Origin of the sequence: Paenibacillus sp. JCM 10914, from assembly GCF_001315105.1 — a bacterium.
GTDB lineage: Bacteria > Bacillota > Bacilli > Paenibacillales > Paenibacillaceae > Paenibacillus_AQ.
In genome coordinates, this window is record NZ_BAZR01000013.1 from 13,491 (window position 1) to 31,075 (window position 17,585).

At 45.8% G+C, this 17,585-nt stretch carries 18 protein-coding genes, 1 pseudogene and 1 other annotated feature; of the genes and pseudogenes, 15 read left to right on the top strand and 4 right to left on the bottom strand.

What is annotated here, in order from left to right:
- Positions 1–58 precede the first annotated feature (58 nt).
- From JCM10914_RS15450 to JCM10914_RS28925, 7 genes and pseudogenes are all read left to right on the top strand, one after another.
- Complete coding sequence (locus JCM10914_RS15450; RefSeq protein ID WP_023962560.1) at positions 59–577, top strand: VanZ family protein; 519 nt, start codon at positions 59–61, stop codon at positions 575–577.
- A 124-nt stretch (positions 578–701) separates the two neighbouring features.
- On the top strand, positions 702–4,169 hold the full coding sequence (locus JCM10914_RS15455) for a glycoside hydrolase family 2 TIM barrel-domain containing protein (protein ID WP_023962562.1): 3,468 nt from the start codon (positions 702–704) through the stop codon (positions 4,167–4,169).
- 206 nt (positions 4,170–4,375) lie between these two features.
- The gene (locus JCM10914_RS15460; protein ID WP_023962564.1) at positions 4,376–5,347 is read left to right on the top strand and encodes a phosphotransferase enzyme family protein; all 972 of its coding nucleotides are present in this window, start codon (positions 4,376–4,378) and stop codon (positions 5,345–5,347) included.
- 129 nt (positions 5,348–5,476) lie between these two features.
- Positions 5,477–5,632 (top strand): annotated as a pseudogene (locus JCM10914_RS31880) (undecaprenyl diphosphate synthase family protein); the annotation flags it as partial.
- Between the two features lie 76 nt (positions 5,633–5,708).
- On the top strand, positions 5,709–6,110 hold the full coding sequence (locus JCM10914_RS15465) for a VOC family protein (protein WP_023962566.1): 402 nt from the start codon (positions 5,709–5,711) through the stop codon (positions 6,108–6,110).
- A 71-nt stretch (positions 6,111–6,181) separates the two neighbouring features.
- Positions 6,182–6,447 (top strand) — a binding site (T-box leader).
- A gap of 179 nt (positions 6,448–6,626) precedes the next feature.
- Complete coding sequence (gene asd / locus JCM10914_RS15470; RefSeq protein ID WP_081739811.1) at positions 6,627–7,712, top strand: aspartate-semialdehyde dehydrogenase; 1,086 nt, start codon at positions 6,627–6,629, stop codon at positions 7,710–7,712.
- A 145-nt stretch (positions 7,713–7,857) separates the two neighbouring features.
- Positions 7,858–8,025 (top strand): hypothetical protein, encoded by a 168-nt coding sequence (locus JCM10914_RS28925; RefSeq protein ID WP_023962570.1) that lies wholly within the window; start codon positions 7,858–7,860, stop codon positions 8,023–8,025.
- 8 nt (positions 8,026–8,033) lie between these two features.
- Here JCM10914_RS28925 and JCM10914_RS15475 read toward each other — a convergent pair whose 3' ends face one another.
- Positions 8,034–8,939: a deoxyribonuclease IV gene (locus JCM10914_RS15475; protein WP_023962571.1), complete on the bottom strand. Its 906-nt coding sequence runs from the start codon at positions 8,937–8,939 to the stop codon at positions 8,034–8,036.
- A gap of 244 nt (positions 8,940–9,183) precedes the next feature.
- On the opposite strand from JCM10914_RS15475, the gene JCM10914_RS15480 reads away from it, so the two are divergent.
- The 6 genes from JCM10914_RS15480 to JCM10914_RS15500 all read left to right on the top strand — a co-directional run bounded on the left by JCM10914_RS15480 (position 9,184) and on the right by JCM10914_RS15500 (position 13,942).
- Positions 9,184–9,795, top strand: a complete 612-nt coding sequence (locus JCM10914_RS15480; RefSeq protein WP_023962573.1) for a TetR/AcrR family transcriptional regulator — start codon at positions 9,184–9,186, stop codon at positions 9,793–9,795.
- 7 nt (positions 9,796–9,802) lie between these two features.
- Positions 9,803–10,402, top strand: coding sequence for an N-acetyltransferase (locus JCM10914_RS15485; RefSeq protein ID WP_023962575.1), 600 nt, complete (start codon positions 9,803–9,805; stop codon positions 10,400–10,402).
- Positions 10,403–10,562: 160 nt separating this feature from the next.
- A complete protein-coding gene (locus tag JCM10914_RS15490) occupies positions 10,563–11,777 on the top strand; it encodes a hypothetical protein (RefSeq protein ID WP_036718479.1) in 1,215 nt (404 codons plus the stop codon).
- A gap of 115 nt (positions 11,778–11,892) precedes the next feature.
- Positions 11,893–12,300, top strand: a complete 408-nt coding sequence (locus JCM10914_RS15495; protein ID WP_023962580.1) for a hypothetical protein — start codon at positions 11,893–11,895, stop codon at positions 12,298–12,300.
- Between the two features lie 5 nt (positions 12,301–12,305).
- Positions 12,306–12,443 (top strand): hypothetical protein, encoded by a 138-nt coding sequence (locus JCM10914_RS29280; protein ID WP_162834835.1) that lies wholly within the window; start codon positions 12,306–12,308, stop codon positions 12,441–12,443.
- Between the two features lie 263 nt (positions 12,444–12,706).
- Positions 12,707–13,942, top strand: a complete 1,236-nt coding sequence (locus JCM10914_RS15500; protein WP_023962581.1) for an RICIN domain-containing protein — start codon at positions 12,707–12,709, stop codon at positions 13,940–13,942.
- A gap of 92 nt (positions 13,943–14,034) precedes the next feature.
- Here the strand turns inward: JCM10914_RS15500 and JCM10914_RS31885 are convergent, their stop codons facing one another.
- Both JCM10914_RS31885 and JCM10914_RS31890 read right to left on the bottom strand, forming a co-directional pair.
- Entirely contained in the window at positions 14,035–14,874 is an 840-nt protein-coding gene (locus tag JCM10914_RS31885; protein WP_023962583.1) for a 4-hydroxyphenylacetate 3-hydroxylase C-terminal domain-containing protein, read from the bottom strand.
- Complete coding sequence (locus JCM10914_RS31890; RefSeq protein WP_370570259.1) at positions 14,871–15,500, bottom strand: 4-hydroxyphenylacetate 3-hydroxylase N-terminal domain-containing protein; 630 nt, start codon at positions 15,498–15,500, stop codon at positions 14,871–14,873. The genes JCM10914_RS31885 and JCM10914_RS31890 overlap by 4 nt, the downstream gene beginning before the upstream one ends.
- Positions 15,501–16,004: 504 nt before the next feature.
- Between JCM10914_RS31890 and JCM10914_RS15510 the strand changes: the two genes are divergently transcribed.
- Complete coding sequence (locus JCM10914_RS15510; RefSeq protein WP_023962588.1) at positions 16,005–16,526, top strand: DUF3189 family protein; 522 nt, start codon at positions 16,005–16,007, stop codon at positions 16,524–16,526.
- Positions 16,527–16,600: 74 nt separating this feature from the next.
- Positions 16,601–16,963: a cytochrome c gene (locus JCM10914_RS15515; RefSeq protein WP_023962590.1), complete on the top strand. Its 363-nt coding sequence runs from the start codon at positions 16,601–16,603 to the stop codon at positions 16,961–16,963.
- Between the two features lie 57 nt (positions 16,964–17,020).
- Here the strand turns inward: JCM10914_RS15515 and JCM10914_RS15520 are convergent, their stop codons facing one another.
- Positions 17,021–17,464, bottom strand: coding sequence for a hypothetical protein (locus JCM10914_RS15520; protein WP_023962592.1), 444 nt, complete (start codon positions 17,462–17,464; stop codon positions 17,021–17,023).
- Positions 17,465–17,585: the final 121 nt, after the last annotated feature.

A 17,585-nucleotide genomic window follows, 5' to 3' on the forward strand; every position in this document is an offset into this window, starting at 1 on the left:
TCGATGTAACGTCAATGAACAGTGAGAAAAGAGCGTTTATTTCGTTAGGAGAGTCATTATGAAAAAACGGATGTATTCTTTGTTATTCTGGTCCATGCTTGCCGTCTATCTCTATTTGTTGGTCGATCTATTGTTCTTATCCAGAGGAAGCGGGTCGAACCAGCGCAGCATCAACCTCATTCCTTTCCATACCATTTCGCAGTACATTAGGGTTGATGATGGTATCCGTACGAAGCTTGTCGACGTGAATGTATGGGGGAATGTTCTCATTTTCATGCCAGCCGGGATTTACATGATGCTGTTTCGACACGGCCGATATGTCTCGACCTTCTTCTTGATCATGTCCCTCTCGATTCTGGCAGAGGTTATTCAATATGCATTTGCCATCGGTGCTTGTGATATCGATGATGTTCTCTTGAACTCGCTGGGCGGCCTCATCGGGATCGGCATTTATGCCTTACTTGCGGCTATATATCACTCGCCAGAGCGAATACGCAAGGTGATTACGGTGACCTCAACAGCTGTGGGTATCCCCGTGTTCGTCTTGTTTGTCATCTTACTTGCGGCGAATCTTTAAGACACAATCATTTGAATTAAAGAAGATGCTTTAAAAATCTTAGAATATGCTTAACTTGCGACTGGACAATGACTCATCATGATATAGTTATGTTAAAAAATGATGAAAGCGAGAACACGCCACCATGAACCAAAAATTACGTTTCAACGATGGTTGGGCATTTGCCAAGAGCGGCCTTGGAGTAACGGAATGCTCCGGCTTAAGTTTTGAACCGGTTGATATTCCGCATGATTGGCTTATCTATGATAGTCAGAACCTATACGAGAACAGTATCGGCTGGTATCGTAAAACATTTCATGTTCCTGATCATGAACAGCAGTGGCTAATCCACTTCGACGGGGTTTATATGGATTCATCCGTTTATGTAAATGGTCACTTTATTGGGGAATGGAAGTACGGATATTCCGCTTTTGAATTGGATATGACCGAGGCCATCGTGGAAGGCTTGAATGAAATCGTGGTGAAGGTTGTAAATCAGAGCCCGAACAGTCGATGGTATTCCGGTGCCGGGATCTATCGTAACGTATGGCTGAAGACAAGGGATCGGACTCATATCGCAACCCATGGTGTATATATCCATTCTACAAGACAAATGGATAGCAACGATTGGCTGATTGAGATCGAGACCGAGGCGGTCCTCGCCGAAGATGCAGAAATTCGGCATACGCTATGGTATGAGGGAGAGGCGATAGCGAGCGTTAATTCTGACGTACGGACAATCAACGGTGATGCCGCCATCATAACAAATCAGCAGCAGTTGATTGTGAATAAGCCCAATTTGTGGTCTCCTGACCACCCGCATCTGTATCAGGTCACCACCGAGCTGTGGGTGATGGGGCGAAGCATGCCACGAGCGGCGGTAAAGCTTGTTCTGGCGGAGACCGTTACTCATGCTATCGGATTCCGCGAAGTTCAATTACACCCCGAGCAGGGATTTATACTGAACGGGTCTAAGTTGAAACTCCAAGGCGTGTGTGAACATCATGATTTGGGAGCGCTTGGGGCGGCTTTTAATGTAAGCGCTCTCCGAAGGAGATTCAAGCTGCTGAAAGAGATGGGTGTAAACGCGATACGTACAGCACATAACATGCCGGCCAAAGAGTTCATGGTTCTGGCAGACGAGATGGGCTTCCTGATTGTGTCGGAGTCATTCGATATGTGGGAACGATCCAAAACACCGTACGATTACGCGAGGTTTTTCCCGGAGTGGTATCAAGCTGATGTAGAAAGCTGGGTAAAGCGCGATCGGAATCACCCCAGCCTAATTATGTGGAGCATCGGTAATGAAATCTATGATACACATGCGGATGTAAGAGGTCAGGAAGTCACGCGGATGTTGATGGATGAAGTGCTGAAGTATGATCCCAAGCACAATGCGGTCATAACGATCGGGTCCAATTATATGCCATGGGAAAACGCTCAGCGATGTGCGGATATCGTAAAGGTAGCTGGATATAACTATGCGGAGAAGTATTACGACCAGCATCATAAAGATCATCCGGATTGGATTATTTATGGAAGCGAGACGGCCTCCGTTGTCCAGAGTCGCGGCATCTATCATTTTCCGTTTGAGAGATCCATCTTGGCAGATGATAATGAACAATGCTCGTCATTAGGCAATAGTACCACCAGTTGGGGAGCGAAATCCGCGGAAGCGTGTATTTTGGCCGAACGGGATGCACCTTACTCACTCGGGCAATTCATTTGGACCGGGTTTGATTACATCGGGGAACCGACGCCCTACCATACCAAAAATTCATACTTTGGTCAGCTGGACACAGCGACTTTCAAGAAGGATGCCTATTATATCTATCAGTCTGCCTGGACGGACTACCGCAGCCAACCGATGGTGCATATCATGCCGTACTGGGACTTCAACGTTGATCAGATGATCGATGTAAGAGTATGTTCAAACGCGCCGCGCGTAGAACTGTTACTGGACGGAAAGCCTGTCGGAGACCTGGAAATCGATCATGAGAACGGGACGCAGCTCGTGGGATGGTGGAAGATTCCGTACGCTGCCGGTGAGTTAAAGGCGCTCGCCTACGACGAAACAGGCAATGTGATTGCGACGGATTGTCGAAGATCGTTCGGTGATGCGAGGCAAATTCGGCTGGAGACAGATAAAGATGAATTGATGGCGGACGGATCGGATCTTATGTTTATCGAAATTTCAATGGAAGATGAGTATGGGAATCCCGTGGAGAATGCAAATAATCGGGTCTGCGTCCAAGTGAGTGGAGCAGGACGGTTGCTCGGTCTGGATAATGGCGACAGCACAGATTACGATTCTTATAAGGGTATGAGCAGAAGACTGTTCAGTGGTAAACTGATGGCGATCATCGCGCCGACAATGGAGCCGGGTGACGTGCAAGTGGAAGTCTCATCTCCGGGAATGGTGAACAAGACGTTATCGCTTAAGACGCGCCCTGTTGATCGGTGCGAGCTGGAAGGAAAGGCTGCGAGTACCAGAAATGCAGTCATGCCAGCGGTTACGGGTAAGCAAGATGAATTGCCGGTACGCAAAATCGAGCTTATCAGCGAGTCTGGTCAACGATTGTCGGCGTCCAAGCGAGAGCTGGTTGTACATGCACAATTACACCCTGAATCTGCCTCCTATCAGGATGTCGAATGGTCGGTTGTGAATGATACGGGAGTCATCTCGAATATTGCTTCTGTTGCGGCCGATGGTCATGAAGCCAAGATTACCGCACTCGGCGACGGTAAATTTCGACTTCGCTGTACGAGCAAGAACGGCACGGACAAGACGAAGTTAATTTCACAGTTGGAGTTTGAAGCGACAGGTTTGGGGATGGCTTACAAGGATCCATATCAATTAATATCAGCAGGCTTGTATGATTACAGTCAAGGAGAAGTCAGTAATGGGAATGAGCGTGGTGTAGCTACTAGTAGGGACGGAGAAACACATGTCGGTTTCCGGGACATCGATTTCGGTTCGTACGGTGCGGATACGATCATTTTATCGATTTTCGCACTCAGCAGTGAACCGTACTTCCTGCAGATATGGGAAGGGATGCCGGGTGAGCAGGACAGTACGTTACTGGCTGATGTGATCTATCAGAAGAAATCCAGATGGAACGTATATCAAGAGGAGACGTATGTCTTATCCAAAAAACTGCGCGGCATCACTTCAATCTGCTTTGTGCTGCGGCAGAAAGTGCATATCAAAGGATTCTGCTTCAAGCCCGCCCGCAGAGCCTTTGAAATGAATCACGCCGCTGCATGTGATCGGGTATATGGAGATACGTTTAGGATTGAAGGAAGCTGTGTGGAAGGCATCGGAAACAATGTGTCCCTTGAATTTAAGCAGATGGACTTCGGTGACGGAGGAGCGAACCAACTTGTAATCTGCGGCAGATCGCCAATCGACAAGAACACGATTCAGATTAGATTCGGTGGTGGTGCTACCGGCGAAGAGCAGCAAGTAGTAGAATTCATTCATTCTGGTGAATACGAGGAACAAGTATTTGATCTCGCTGCAATCAAAGGTCTGCAGGTTGTGACGTTTATCTTCCTGCCCGGCAGCCGGTTTGACTTCGGATGGTTCCAGTTCAGGTGCAACGGAGAGTGATGATTTGATAGAGAAACCGCGGTTGAAGACAACCGCGGTTTTTTCGCTTGTATGTGTACAGTCGTGCCTATTTTCAATTTATGATTTGTGTTACAAAATAGCGAACATAAGCGCCTGTTATTGAAACGTGTTAAGCTGTTCTCTGTAGAGGTGACACCTTGTTAACTTATAGAGGTAGAGTTAATGAACGTGGAAGGGGAGTACCTATGAGAACAGAGCAACTTACAGATATTGCAGCGCGTTACGGAATTCCGGAGCCGACCGTTACTTTTATTAGACATAATGAGAATAGGACTTACCGGGCAGAGGGATCGGATGGGCAGACCTATCTGCTCCGAATTCATCAACCCGTCGAGGACGGAATGGCTGGGTTACAGCATACTTATGAAGGACTGCTTGGCGAACTGGTCATGTTGGAGGAATTATCAAAATGGGATGACCTTCCCTCGCAGAGACCGCTTCGGAACGAAGCAGGGGATTTGATTACCCTAATTGAAATAGATGGTAGGACTCAGAATTGCTCGGTCATAACCTGGCTTGACGGTAGGGACATGACGAAAGACGATGTGAAGGATCCTGTTATCGCACATAAGGTGGGTCATGATCTGGCACGGCTGCACACCTTTTTCCGCCAACATCGGCAGCAAGGTTTGGAGTATCGTCCAAGTCAAGGAATCGATTACAATGAGCATATGGTTCAAGTGATTCGCAGTGGACATGATCGGGGGTTGTTCACATCCGGTGATGTAGCGACGGTAGCACGGACCGTAGATTTCATTATCAAGCAATTGAAAGAGCGAGGGACAAGTGAATGGGGCTTGATTCATGGAGATGTGAATCTGGGCAATACGATCATATCACCGGCTGGTGAGATTTGTTTCATTGATTATGGCTTTTATGGTCCAGGCTACTACTTATCCGACATAGCGATGGGTGCGATGATGGTGCCTTCAGACAATCGCGAACGATTTTTGCAAGGGTATTATGGTCAGAATCGCGGTTATGATGAGGATATCAACATTTTAGAAGGTTTCATGCTTCTCTCCATTATCGGATATTACGTCTTTATGATGGAGAATGAGGCAATACATGACTGGATGCGTGAGCGAATGCCGCGACTATGCGAGAATTACTGCATCCCATATCTTAAGGGTGCTCGTATTTTTGATCAAATCTAGCAGCTTGCGAAAGGCGGGACATACTTGGCATTGGAGATCAATTGGGAAAGTATTCGTCAAGATCATTATCCTAAACATATCGCAATCATGATGGATGAAAATGGAATATGAGGAACAAAACAGAGCTTACCGAGAACCGTTGGCCATCTGGCAGGGATGAAAACCATGCGGAAGATCATACGTTTATGCCAGCGTATTCAGCTGCAATATGTAACGCTGTATGCTTTTTCATCTGAGAACTGGAAGCGCCCTCGTGCGGAAGTTTATCCTTGGGTTGCCACATAAGACAAACTTATAAATTGGCTATCCGGGGGATCCATATGTATTCAAGATCATAATCGAAAGAGGAGAGCGATAAACGATGGGCATATTGAAGCCGTATCTGATTTCGGAGGATGCAAGAACTCAAGCGAATTTTTATGTTCAATCTTTAGGCGGAGAGATTGTATCCATCTTAACACATGGGGACGCGATGGGTGTACAGGGAGAACTGCAGGATAAAGTCATGCATATGTGCGTGGCAGTCTCTGGACGAAATTATATTTTTATGGAGGATGCCATTGAACCCGTCACTCAAGGTACAGGATTCTGCTTGTCGATTGAATTTAAGTCATTAAAGGAAGCCGAGGAGGCATTCTCCAAGCTTGCTGAGGCAGGTAAGGTTAAGCTACCGTTCGAGCTACAACCATTCGGTCTGTATCTAGGTGAGCTTACCGATAAATTCGGTGTTCGATGGATGATTTCAGCTGAGATAAAAGAATAAGATAAACCGTGTTACTGGAAATTTTATAAATAAGGTTTACCGGAGATATGGTTTTATATATAATAATCATAATAAATGCGATGAAGAGATGAGTAAATAAACACGATTCGTTCAAAGAGAGCTCTGGTAGCTGAGAAGGGGCAACGGATAGTTTATTGAATAAAGACTCCGAGCAGCACATCGGAACCACAGGTGGGTTGGGATGGTGTGACAGGCGCTCCTGTTATAGAGCTAGAGTATATGCATGCCCGTTCATGCCGTACTCGATGAGGTTGATATGGTGACATATTAACGATTCTAGGGTGGTACCACGAGTATACAACATCTCGTCCCTGAGACTGCGGTCTTGGGGGTGGGATTTTTTATTATTTTCAAGAAGTTCTACGGCAAATGGGCAATCGACAGACACCATTTCAGGCGGTTTGAATAGTTATCTAGAAGATGAATTTTTTCATAACTACTCCTGGGGTCTATATACAGAAAGATCATGCTACTTCGAAGGGATTGATATCACTTATGTCAGAACAACTAAAAGTCGGTATTGTCGGTGGTACTGGGATGGTGGGACAACGACTCGTCCAATTGTTGGACGGTCACCCATGGTTTAACGTCACAGCGATCGCAGCCAGCAGCAGTTCTGCAGGCAAAACATATGAAGAATCGGTACAGGGTCGCTGGAAGCTTGCAACACCGATGCCAAATCACGTGAAAAACATCGTTGTGCAAGACGCATCGAAGGTAGAAGAAGTTGCCGCAGGTGTTGATTTTATCTTCTGTGCCGTTGACATGAAGAAGAATGAAATTCAGGCACTCGAAGAGGACTATGCTAAGACGGGAACACCGGTAATCTCCAACAATTCAGCACATCGCTGGACTCCGGATGTTCCGATGGTAATTCCAGAGATCAATCCTGGACATATCAAGGTTATCGATGCTCAGCGTAAACGTCTGGGTACAAGTACCGGGTTTATCGCGGTCAAGCCGAATTGCTCTATTCAGAGCTACGTTCCAGCACTGCATGCGCTGCTTCAGTTCAAACCCACAAATGTCGTGGCATCCACGTATCAGGCGATATCCGGAGCAGGTAAGAACTTTACCGATTGGCCGGATATGCTCGATAATGTCATTCCCTACATCGGTGGGGAGGAAGAGAAGAGTGAGCAAGAGCCGCTTCGTATCTGGGGTAGTGTGAAGGACGGCGAAATCGTAAAAGCAGCAGGACCACTCATTACAACACAGTGTATTCGGGTTCCTGTTACGGATGGGCATCTGGCCACGGTGTTTGTGTCCTTTGAGAACAAACCATCCCAAGAAGAAATCATTCGCCTCTGGCGCGAATTCCAGGGTCGTCCGCAAGAGCTGGGTCTGCCGAGTGCACCCAAACAATTCATCACGTACTTTGAGGAAGAGAACCGACCGCAAACCAAGTTGGATCGCGACATCGAGAACGGCATGGGTGTGTCGGTTGGCCGACTGCGTGAGGACTCATTGTATGACTATAAGTTCGTGGGGCTGTCGCACAATACGCTGCGCGGAGCTGCCGGCGGGGCTGTGCTGATCGCCGAACTGTTGAAGGCGGAAGGCTATATTCAAGCGAAGTAATCCATGTGTAGGTTCGAAATAACCCGCCTTAAATCAAGGCGGGTTATTTCTATGTACAGTTCCATTCTAGCACCAGCACTTGCACTTTGCTTACGACACGAGGTTAGCCAGTGATCTACCTCCGATCATTCGAGCCAGCGGGCTAATGACACCTATATTGATTATTGTTGGAGAGTTAAACCCTGATTCCATGCCTGATGTGGGTCTTCTGTTGACGGAAGCTATCCCTGATGCCAGGTTTATTCAACTAGCCGCGCAAGATCGTATGCCGGAGCCAGAATTGCTGTTGCCCATCTTCACGGAATTTCTATAATCAGGCGTCTAAGTTGTTTCGTTTTCTTGAGATTCATCGGTGTTCTGCTTCACCACTGGCTGGCTTAGTTCTCTTCGAAGCAGTGAGATTTCGTGCTTATAGGGCGGGTTTTTATATTTGATTTTGCCGATGGAAGGAGTTTCAAGAAGCTTCGGGATGCTCGTTAATTGTGGATGGTGTACGACGTAATCCAGCGCCTTCAAGCCAATATAACCATGATCGATATTCTCATGACGGTCTTTTCTTGATCCTCTCACGTTCTTGGAATCGTTGATATGAAGTACCTTCAATCGTTCTAAGCCGATGACTCGGTTAAATTCGTCCAGAACTTCGTCGAAATTGTGGACGATATCATAACCGGCATCATGAACATGGCACGTATCTAGGCAGACGGATAGCCGTTCGTTGTGAGTGACACCGTCGATGATATGAGCCAGCTGCTCGAAGCTTGCTCCAAGTTCAGTACCTTTACCTGCCATGGTTTCAAGGGAAATTTGGACTTGCGATGAATCGGTCAGAACTTCATTTAATCCCTCTATGATTTTTTGGAGACCAAGATCCGCTCCTGCTCCAACGTGACTGCCAGGATGCATGACAATCTGTTCAGAACCTAGAGCTTGCGTCCGCTCAATCTCGTCACACATAAATGAAACGCTGTGTTCAAACACCTGAGGGTTGACCGAGTTCGCCAGATTGACCAAGAATGGTGCATGAACAACGATATCGGAAATGCCATGCTCCTTCATATGAGCATGGCCCGCTTCGATGTTGTAAGCGGAGATGGGCTTTCGTTTGCTATTTTGCGGTGCGCCAGTATAAATGAGAAACGTCGATGCTCCATACGAAGCAGCCTCTTCACTGGCGCGTAGCAGCATTGTTGTACCACCCATGGATACATGACTGCCAATTAACATGGAGATCACCTCAGCTCATACAACATTCATAATAGAATTACACTACAATCATCCTACATTATTGGTCGAATATGGGAACGGATATACGCTACGTTTACGAACTTATTCCTAATGACAGGAAGTCTGCTAACCGTTAACCAGTATTCATGGATAGCGGTTGTTTTTTATACTAAGAAAGACATTGCTAATACAGAGCTTATGTTTTATAATGAGTAAAAACTCACTCAATAAAAGAGGTGGTATGATGCCACGTACCAAAGAACAGTTTGAAGAAATGCGCAATGCTACGAAGGAGAAGATCCATTCCGCCGCCATGAAGTTGTTTGTCAGGCAGGGATATGGCTCGACGAATGTTCAACTTATCGCGGATACGGCAGGCATCAGCATCGGTCTGCTGTATCGACATTATAGAACGAAGGATCAGTTGTTTCATGAACTGGTCACATACGCACTGGAAGGATTAAAACGGAATATCGCAGCATTTGAGTCAGGCGAGTCTCCGAAGCAGCTAATGGATCAGTTCGTGGACGAAGTCTACCACGATATGATGAACGGGGAAGAACTGGCTAATCTATTGATACTTATGAATCAATCCCTTTTGGCAAGTGCTGACAAAGACGACGCATTGCATGAAGAGATGCTCCAGGTCAATGCTAGACTGCTAGATGTGACAGCTCAACTCATCAGAACAGGGCAGCAGCTAGGGGAGTTTCGCGCAGGAGATGCACGGGAGTTGGCTGTATTATTCTATGCAGCCATTCAAGGTTTGGCTAATCTGAAGGTTTTGCTTAAAGAGGAGTTCTCAATGCCTTCACCGTCTGTATTCACATCGTTTCTATATAAGGAAGGGGTCTGATCATAATATGATTACCGTAATGAGAGCCGATCAAGTGGAGTTTGATGTCAGGCAGGAGATGTCAGTTATTTTCGGGGAGGGTTTTGCCCAATGGCTAGGTTTCTTCTCCAAAGATCCGAACAAAATAGCCAAGGCATTTGCTCATATGTTCGTATTGGATCAATTCTATGTCGCTATTTACAACCAACAAGTAGTCGGTATTACCGCATGCACGGATGGGGCAACCCATTCGGTGAAACTGGATAAGCAGGAGCTGCGCAAGCACCTAGGGTTCATCAAGGGCAGTCTGGCGGCAAAATTCCTGAAAAGAGAGTTTGAAAATATACTTGACCAACCTGCACCAGGCATTGGCTCGATTGAATTTGTTGGCACGGCTTCCTCTTCAAGAGGAAAAGGCGTTGCGTCAAAAATCATTCGCCATATTCTGGAGAACACGGACTATAAGGTATATTTGATCGGAGAAGTAGCAGACACGAATACTCCGGCCATGAAACTATATCGCAAGCTTGGATTCGTTGAATATCAACACCGTCCGATTCCGAAGGCCCAAGCCAAGAAGATCGGAATTAATTCTATGGTCTCCTTAAAATATGAAAAGGCACAGTGATCTAAGTTATATCCGATGAGAACAATCGTTGTACCTGCACATCAGTCAGGATATGACGATTGTTTTTGCTTCCCCAGTTTCTTTTTGGACATGTAGAAGGAAATGAAGTCACTTTGCTAGAATCCATAAACTCGATTACTTTTACAAGGAGAAGATCTTAATGATAACCCTATCTAAGCACAGCAAGCATGCATGTATACTAATTGGCCTTGCTTCTTGTCTGTTATGCAGTGGCTGTACGCTGTCACATGCCAACTCTGGCAGTACCCGTGATATTAAAGAAGATATAGTAGTACATAAGTCAACGAATAGTGAAGAAGTTTCATCATCATCTGATGATTACATTATTTTAGCTGAGAACAACGGGATAGTCATAACGACGACAGCGTCCCAAGATAATCTATTACGTGATATATCCGTGGATGTACGGGGAGAACAGAAGAGAACTTTTCAATGGAACGCTGTAGTGGATGAGACTCGTCCTCCGATCATTGATGAAGTCGATGTTAATGCGGATGGCATCAAGGAAATCGTGATTCGTCTGAATGCGGGAAGGGGAACTGAGTTATCGATCAACGATATCCATGTACTTCATCCCGATACGCTTGATGAATTGCACGTTGAGGATCCGGTAACGGCACTGAATGAACAATTGAAATCATCCATTGAACAACGTAATGGCAAAACCTATATCGATATGGAGCTTAACGGCAGGCATATAAGCAGGGTTTACGATTACGAAGGCTCCTCTTGGAGCGAGAATATTGGTTTCGGTTCGATCGTTAGTTATGAAGTGGTGGACGGTTATCTACAAGCCCGTCTCGATGGTCGAGCTTCGATCACTGAATTTCCGGTGCATGTCGTAGCCGATTACGGGAGCGATCTCTCCATTCAGGATGTGAAATTATACTACAGTTCATTCCTTCAACCATCGTTCACAGAAGAGGACGTAAAGTATATGGTGGAACAATGGTTACCTGGAGGAGAGATCACGTTTGACCCGAAGTCGGATCAATACACCGTCGTCTACCCCGTGGAGACCGGGAAAGGTGAGCCGATGATGTTGAAGATCAATCCTCAGACAGGTACCGTATACGATGCAACTTCAGGCAGCCCACGGATGAATTTTGCGAACAGGGAGGCACTTGATCTACCTCCATTTTCGAATGGGACACTTTACTATGAAGAACTGCATAGATTATTAGAGCCGATATTGGATGCGGCTAGTTTAAAGCTGGTGAGTCCTGAGTCGTGGTTCTCAGGCTTTCTAGGTGATGGTTATCTCATGATAGAGGTCGTTCAGGCTGAGCGGGAGGTTACCATTAAGATTGATGCATTCACAGGGCAGTGGGAAGTGATGGGAGAACATTCGTAATCAGCATCTACTGATCAGGCTTCTGCTCATGGTAGACGACTAGAACCTGAACCTAGCTTAACGCATATAATATAATCTCCAGTTCATTGTGCTAAGAGGAAGCAGGTGAGGGTGAGTGCGTAGCCGTCAAAATAACCAAAAATGGACGACCATACTGCGAAAGCTCGATCTGATCACGGCCATCCTTATCCTAAATGGACAAGTTACAATTACTGGTGTATTTCTTCAAACGGGAGGTGCCTTTTCTATTCCTGTTGGAGGTCCCATTACAGGTGGGTACCGGATTGAGAGCAGATCCAAGTCACAGGCTGGCAATGCAACGATTGATCTTATTGATATTTTGCTCGTTATTTTTCTGTTGTGTGATGCCATTAACGTTCAAGGGACCTACATTACTTCAGGCAGGTTCAGCATCGTATTGGGTGGGCCTCTATTTGGTGGAGATAAGACGGAAATGAAGGATGTTAGATCGTATTCCAGAGACTTCAAGAAATTCTTCAGTTCAAGAGACAAGAGAGGATGATGGATATGGCATTACACGACGCACCTACTCAGAAGACACCGGAAGGCATTGCCGTTGTTGTGGCAGTATCGTTAGCAAGTTTTATTTTTCTGTTCACGCAGCCCAAGGAATCGGATGTCGCATTGTCTGCCAAGCGAAAATGAAAGCCTATGAATGTGGAAGGGGACATCCAGCCAAGATTGGGGATCTGGCTGGATGTCCCCTTTGTTACGTCCAAATAAAATTCTCTCATAAAGAAAAATGAACCACGAACACGTCATTCCGGTGGTATATAATGGAAAATAAAAACGTATTTATAAAAGCGTATTCAATAAGTTTCCCAACACGGATCAGGGGAGGTGAGGCGCAAAGCCACGACAAGTGCATTGAAGTAAAAACTTATTTCAGATTATAGGAGGAAAGATTGATGTTGATTGCCAAAAAGTTGTTAAGTCTGCTGTTAATGATTAGCCTCGTAGCCATCTTACTGCCTGTTAAGAGTGCAAGCGCTGCCACGTGGAGTCTCGTATGGAGTGATGAATTTAATGGAACCTCGCTGAATCGTGCAAATTGGACAACAGAAATCGGTACGGGCAGCGGCGGCTGGGGGAATAACGAACTGCAATATTACACCGAGCGACCTGAAAATTTGCAGGTAACCGGAGGCAATCTGGTCATCACCGCACGCAAAGAAGGTTATGGCGGCATGAATTATACCTCCGCACGAATTAAGACCCAGGGCTTACAGAATTTCACGTACGGTAAGGTGGAGGCTCGCATTAAACTGCCTTCTGGGCAAGGTTTGTGGCCGGCATTTTGGATGCTTGGGTCCAATATAACTTCGGTAGGCTGGCCAAGAAGCGGGGAGATCGACATTATGGAGCGAGTGAATCATAATCCTAATGTCAATGGAACGGTTCATTGGGACGCCGGAGGACATGCGGAATATGGCAGAGCATCCGGCAACCTTGATTTTTCCCAGTTTCACGTCTACAGCATCGAGTGGGATTCCAAATACATTCGTTGGTTCGTTGATGGGCAACAGTTTAATGAATTCTACATTGAGAATGGTACAGGAAATACGGAGGAATTTCATCGTCCCTTCTTCATTCTGTTGAATATGGCAGTCGGCGGTAACTGGCCAGGAAGTCCGAATAATTCAACACCGTTCCCGTCACAGATGTTAGTCGATTATGTACGTGTATATCAGGATACGGGTGCACCGAGCGTGATTAGCGATGGCATCTATACGATCGGTTCCAAGGTCAGCGGTAAGGTGCTGGACGTTGCAGATGTCTCGACAGCGAGCGGGGCGAAGATTCAGCAGTGGACTAACTTTAGCGCTAACAATCAGAGGTTCCGCGTACAGAGCACAGGCGATGGCTATTATAAAATTACGGCAGTCCATAGTAATAAAGTGCTGGATGTACCTAGCTCTTCAACTTCTACCGGTGTGCAGCTTCAGCAGTGGGATGATAACGGCTCGAATGCGCAGCGTTGGCGCATTGTTGATGTAGGAGGCGGTTATTACAAACTCATCTCCAAAGCAAGCGGTTTGGTTGTGGATGTAGCGAGTGCTTCAACCGCAGATGGGGCTGCCATACAGCAATGGACCGACAATGGCAGCGATGCCCAGAAGTGGTCGTTCACCAAGATCAATTAATGAATCCTAACAAGCAGTCCGATAATGGGCTGCTTGTTTTGTCCTGATATCGATTCAGCGATGAGCATGAGCGGATTATTGATCGAGGGGCTTTACGAGAGTTGGTGGTATTTCGTGATAAAGTCATTAATCATCTTACGATGCTGTTCATGGTCTTCATACTGATTGTACATACGATTAGCCACAGTCTGAGCATTGCCGAAGAAAAACCGTTCAAATTGCAATTGCCGCCCTGCAAAAGCACTCCCTCCAAGCTCCCAGGCAAGCCGAAATAACCCAATCCTATCCCAGGCGCTCGAGTCAACACCTTTTAAATATTGATGGAGATACTCTCCTTGGCATGATTGAAAGTCCGATTCAGAGGGAATCATGATAAGACCGCTAGAACCTAGTAGTTGAATCATATCAACCATCTGTCCGTAGTAATCGGGAAACAAGGTGGTTGATGCCAGGAGAGGATTTTTGGCAGGCACGCAATATCCGAACTGATCCAGTGACGCGTTCTGTTCGGCGGAGAGCCTTAAAGCTTTGAATACTTCCAAAAAGGAAATGATTCGCGAAGCATTCATAATAACAGGGGGTTCAAGCCCTACATTTTGTTCATCTGCCAAGCATTCCAACATGCCCAGCATGAATTCGGTTTTTGCAATATAGCGAGTAGTGATCTGATGGGCAATATGCGTATGAAAATGACTCTCTACGAATAATCGACTAGCGTACGACTCATCCCCGTAATAAAATATTCGATCACGTGGCACCAGAACACGGTCGAAAATAACAAACGTATCCATTTCTTCATATCTCTCACTTAATGGGTGGTCGTAGCTCGAAGTAGCCCCATAGCTCTCACGACAGATAAAGCTCATACCGTCAAGATCGTTAGGTACGGCGAAGGCAAATGCATAGGGATTAAGCTTTTCATCCAGCATCATTGGGGATGGGTGGGGAATACTAGCATTTCTTCGCAGGTTGCACCTTGCGTGGCCATCATGAATGCTCCGCTGATGACCATGCCTTCTTCTTTCATCTCGATCACTTTGGCTGCGATTGATTCTTCCGGCTCGTCGTATAGACCAGACATTTTGCTAGCATAGGGTTGAATGAAGGCGTGAGACAGCGTAATATCACAATCCCGGCAATAGGCATAGTATTTGCGCAGATTGTCTGCGTATTCTGGGTTATGCTCCTCAAGTATATCAGCGGCAGTATATAGGGACATGATAGCCGTATTCATATAATCGGGAGAGCGCCCCAAAAAACCATGATGTTTACTGGCCCAAAGTTCCATCATTGTCCTGCGTCTCTGCAGATCCTCTTTATTCTTGGGTGGCAGAAAGGACAACCCGACATATTCTCCGGAATCCGGAGATTGATATGTCATCTGTTTCATATACTGTGCCTCGCACTGCATGTCATAAAGCTCCGCTTGTGTTTGAATAAGGCCTTGAAAAGCAGGGTGCTGTGATAAAGGACCTTCAATTCGATTTCCTTTATACCAGATATTGATCTTCTGTTGATCGATCCGCTCGATATACTCTTTCCCCGACTTTATAGGCAATGCGATCACCTCTTCACGAATCATCTTGATCACTTGAGTTAAGTTCTATTGTTGCTGTTAATTTACGTATCACATGGAATGGGGGTACTTTGTCCCTCATAGCATGTTCTAAAATATGCGAATGTACCTGTCGGTGAATCGGGCGTGTTAACATAACAAACAGGCTGATGAAACTGTTTACCATTATTGTTTTGCGGTTATTTATTATGTAGTTGATGATGACGTGGCTTGGATTGAAGGATTATGACCGGTGAAGGAGTGGAAGCGAATGAATCAGAGAGTTGAGGACAGCAAATGGGTCAAATTGTTGGCGATCCTCTTCGCTGTGTTGATGCTGGGCTCATTTGTGTTTGAATTCTTGATATTCTTCCTGATGTGATTCACTATCTGAAATCCAACTTGAACTACTTCGTAACATCTCTTGTATGCCTCCTGCAAACATTTAGAATGATGAACACATAAGAGGTAATAATAAAGGCATCCAAATATAGTGGAGGTCTTAGTGTGATATTCATCTACAATGATTATGGCGGAACGCATACAACGTCATTGGCTGCGGCTTATCATCTCAATCAATTACCAACAGATCGAACGCTGACCAAGGAAGAGATTCTGAGGGTAGATTATTTCAATAAATTGAAGACGTCTGACATGGGGAGGTTTATATTTCATGGGCTGGATGAAGATAACAATCCTGTCTATACGGTCGGACGCGGGAGCTCGAAGATTGTGGCACCTGCCTTACAACATCTGAGTCAGTTACTTCAAGACCGATATCACTTCGAAGAGAAATTGGTGTACTCCAATACTTCACCTACGGTCCCATTCTTAATGACTATAGGCGGATTCCTGTCCAGAAGATTAAAGCTGGACTTCATTGGCGTTCCCTTATTGGTTATAGGCGCAAAGCAATGTTGCAAGCAAATCCATGAATTGGTTGTCCATACGAAACAGGCGGGGCAAGCTGAATCAACACAGGTAATCGTACTTAACAACAATAAACATAACCAGTCGGGGACTTCCTGAATTAGATTCGTACAAATCACGTATATTATGAATGCTACAGTCACGAATTTGTATGAAATGCAGGAGGAATCTACATGTTCAAGATGAAGAATTGGGTTGTGTTATGGAGTTGTATGTTGTTTGTTCTATTGAGTATCTCTGCTTGCTCCGGTAATGGAGATGGAGGAGCCGCGGAGCCTGAACCTGCACCGGGTGTTACGGATGGTGGGACAGCTCTGGATGCGCAAGGTATTTACAAGAGCAATTGCGTATCATGTCACGGTACCGATCTGCAAGGACAATCAGGACCGAATTTACAGCAAGTCGGACAAAAATTAGATCGTGACCAGATCTACGCCATTATTAAGAATGGCGAGGGCGGAATGCCTGCATTCGGAGATCGATTGCAGGATGACGAGATACAAGTACTGGCTGACTGGCTCGCAGAGAAACGCTAAGAAGATGACTTCAGGTTATATTGCCTGGAGTCATCTTTGGCGTTAGCTAATGTTGAATTAATCCGTATAAACGGATACGTTAAAGCACTCCGGACCTGACCGGCCAATGTCGAGTACCAATGCCGTTACATACAAGGTATACACCAGAAGACCTGACGGGGGAGGGGGAACGTTATAGTCGGCAGCTACGAAAGATACGCTCTGGTTCTGAACCTGAGTAGGCTGATATTGAACATATGTCGTATGAATGATGGGATCAGATAATGACATTCCTCTTACGACATCAATTTGGATAATGGGGGCAAATATATCTTCGCTTAATATATATAGGCCGACTTGGCCTTGAAGCTGAGCCCGGATCGTGCCGAGGGTAGCGGTTGGTACACTTAGTCCGACCTGTCCTACAAGAACGGGAGTGTCCATGGTAAACCGCTCTATTGGTGGACCTGGAATGGCAACGGGCATATGATTAGAAGTTCGCGCATCCAGTAATATCGTCATCGTTATGCCTCCTTTCCAGATAAGAATCTTAATCCCTATTATTATATGAGGTTAGTGCCTGATTTACTTGGACTATGATCATTGATCATATATACATGATGCCAACTTATATAGAATGTCG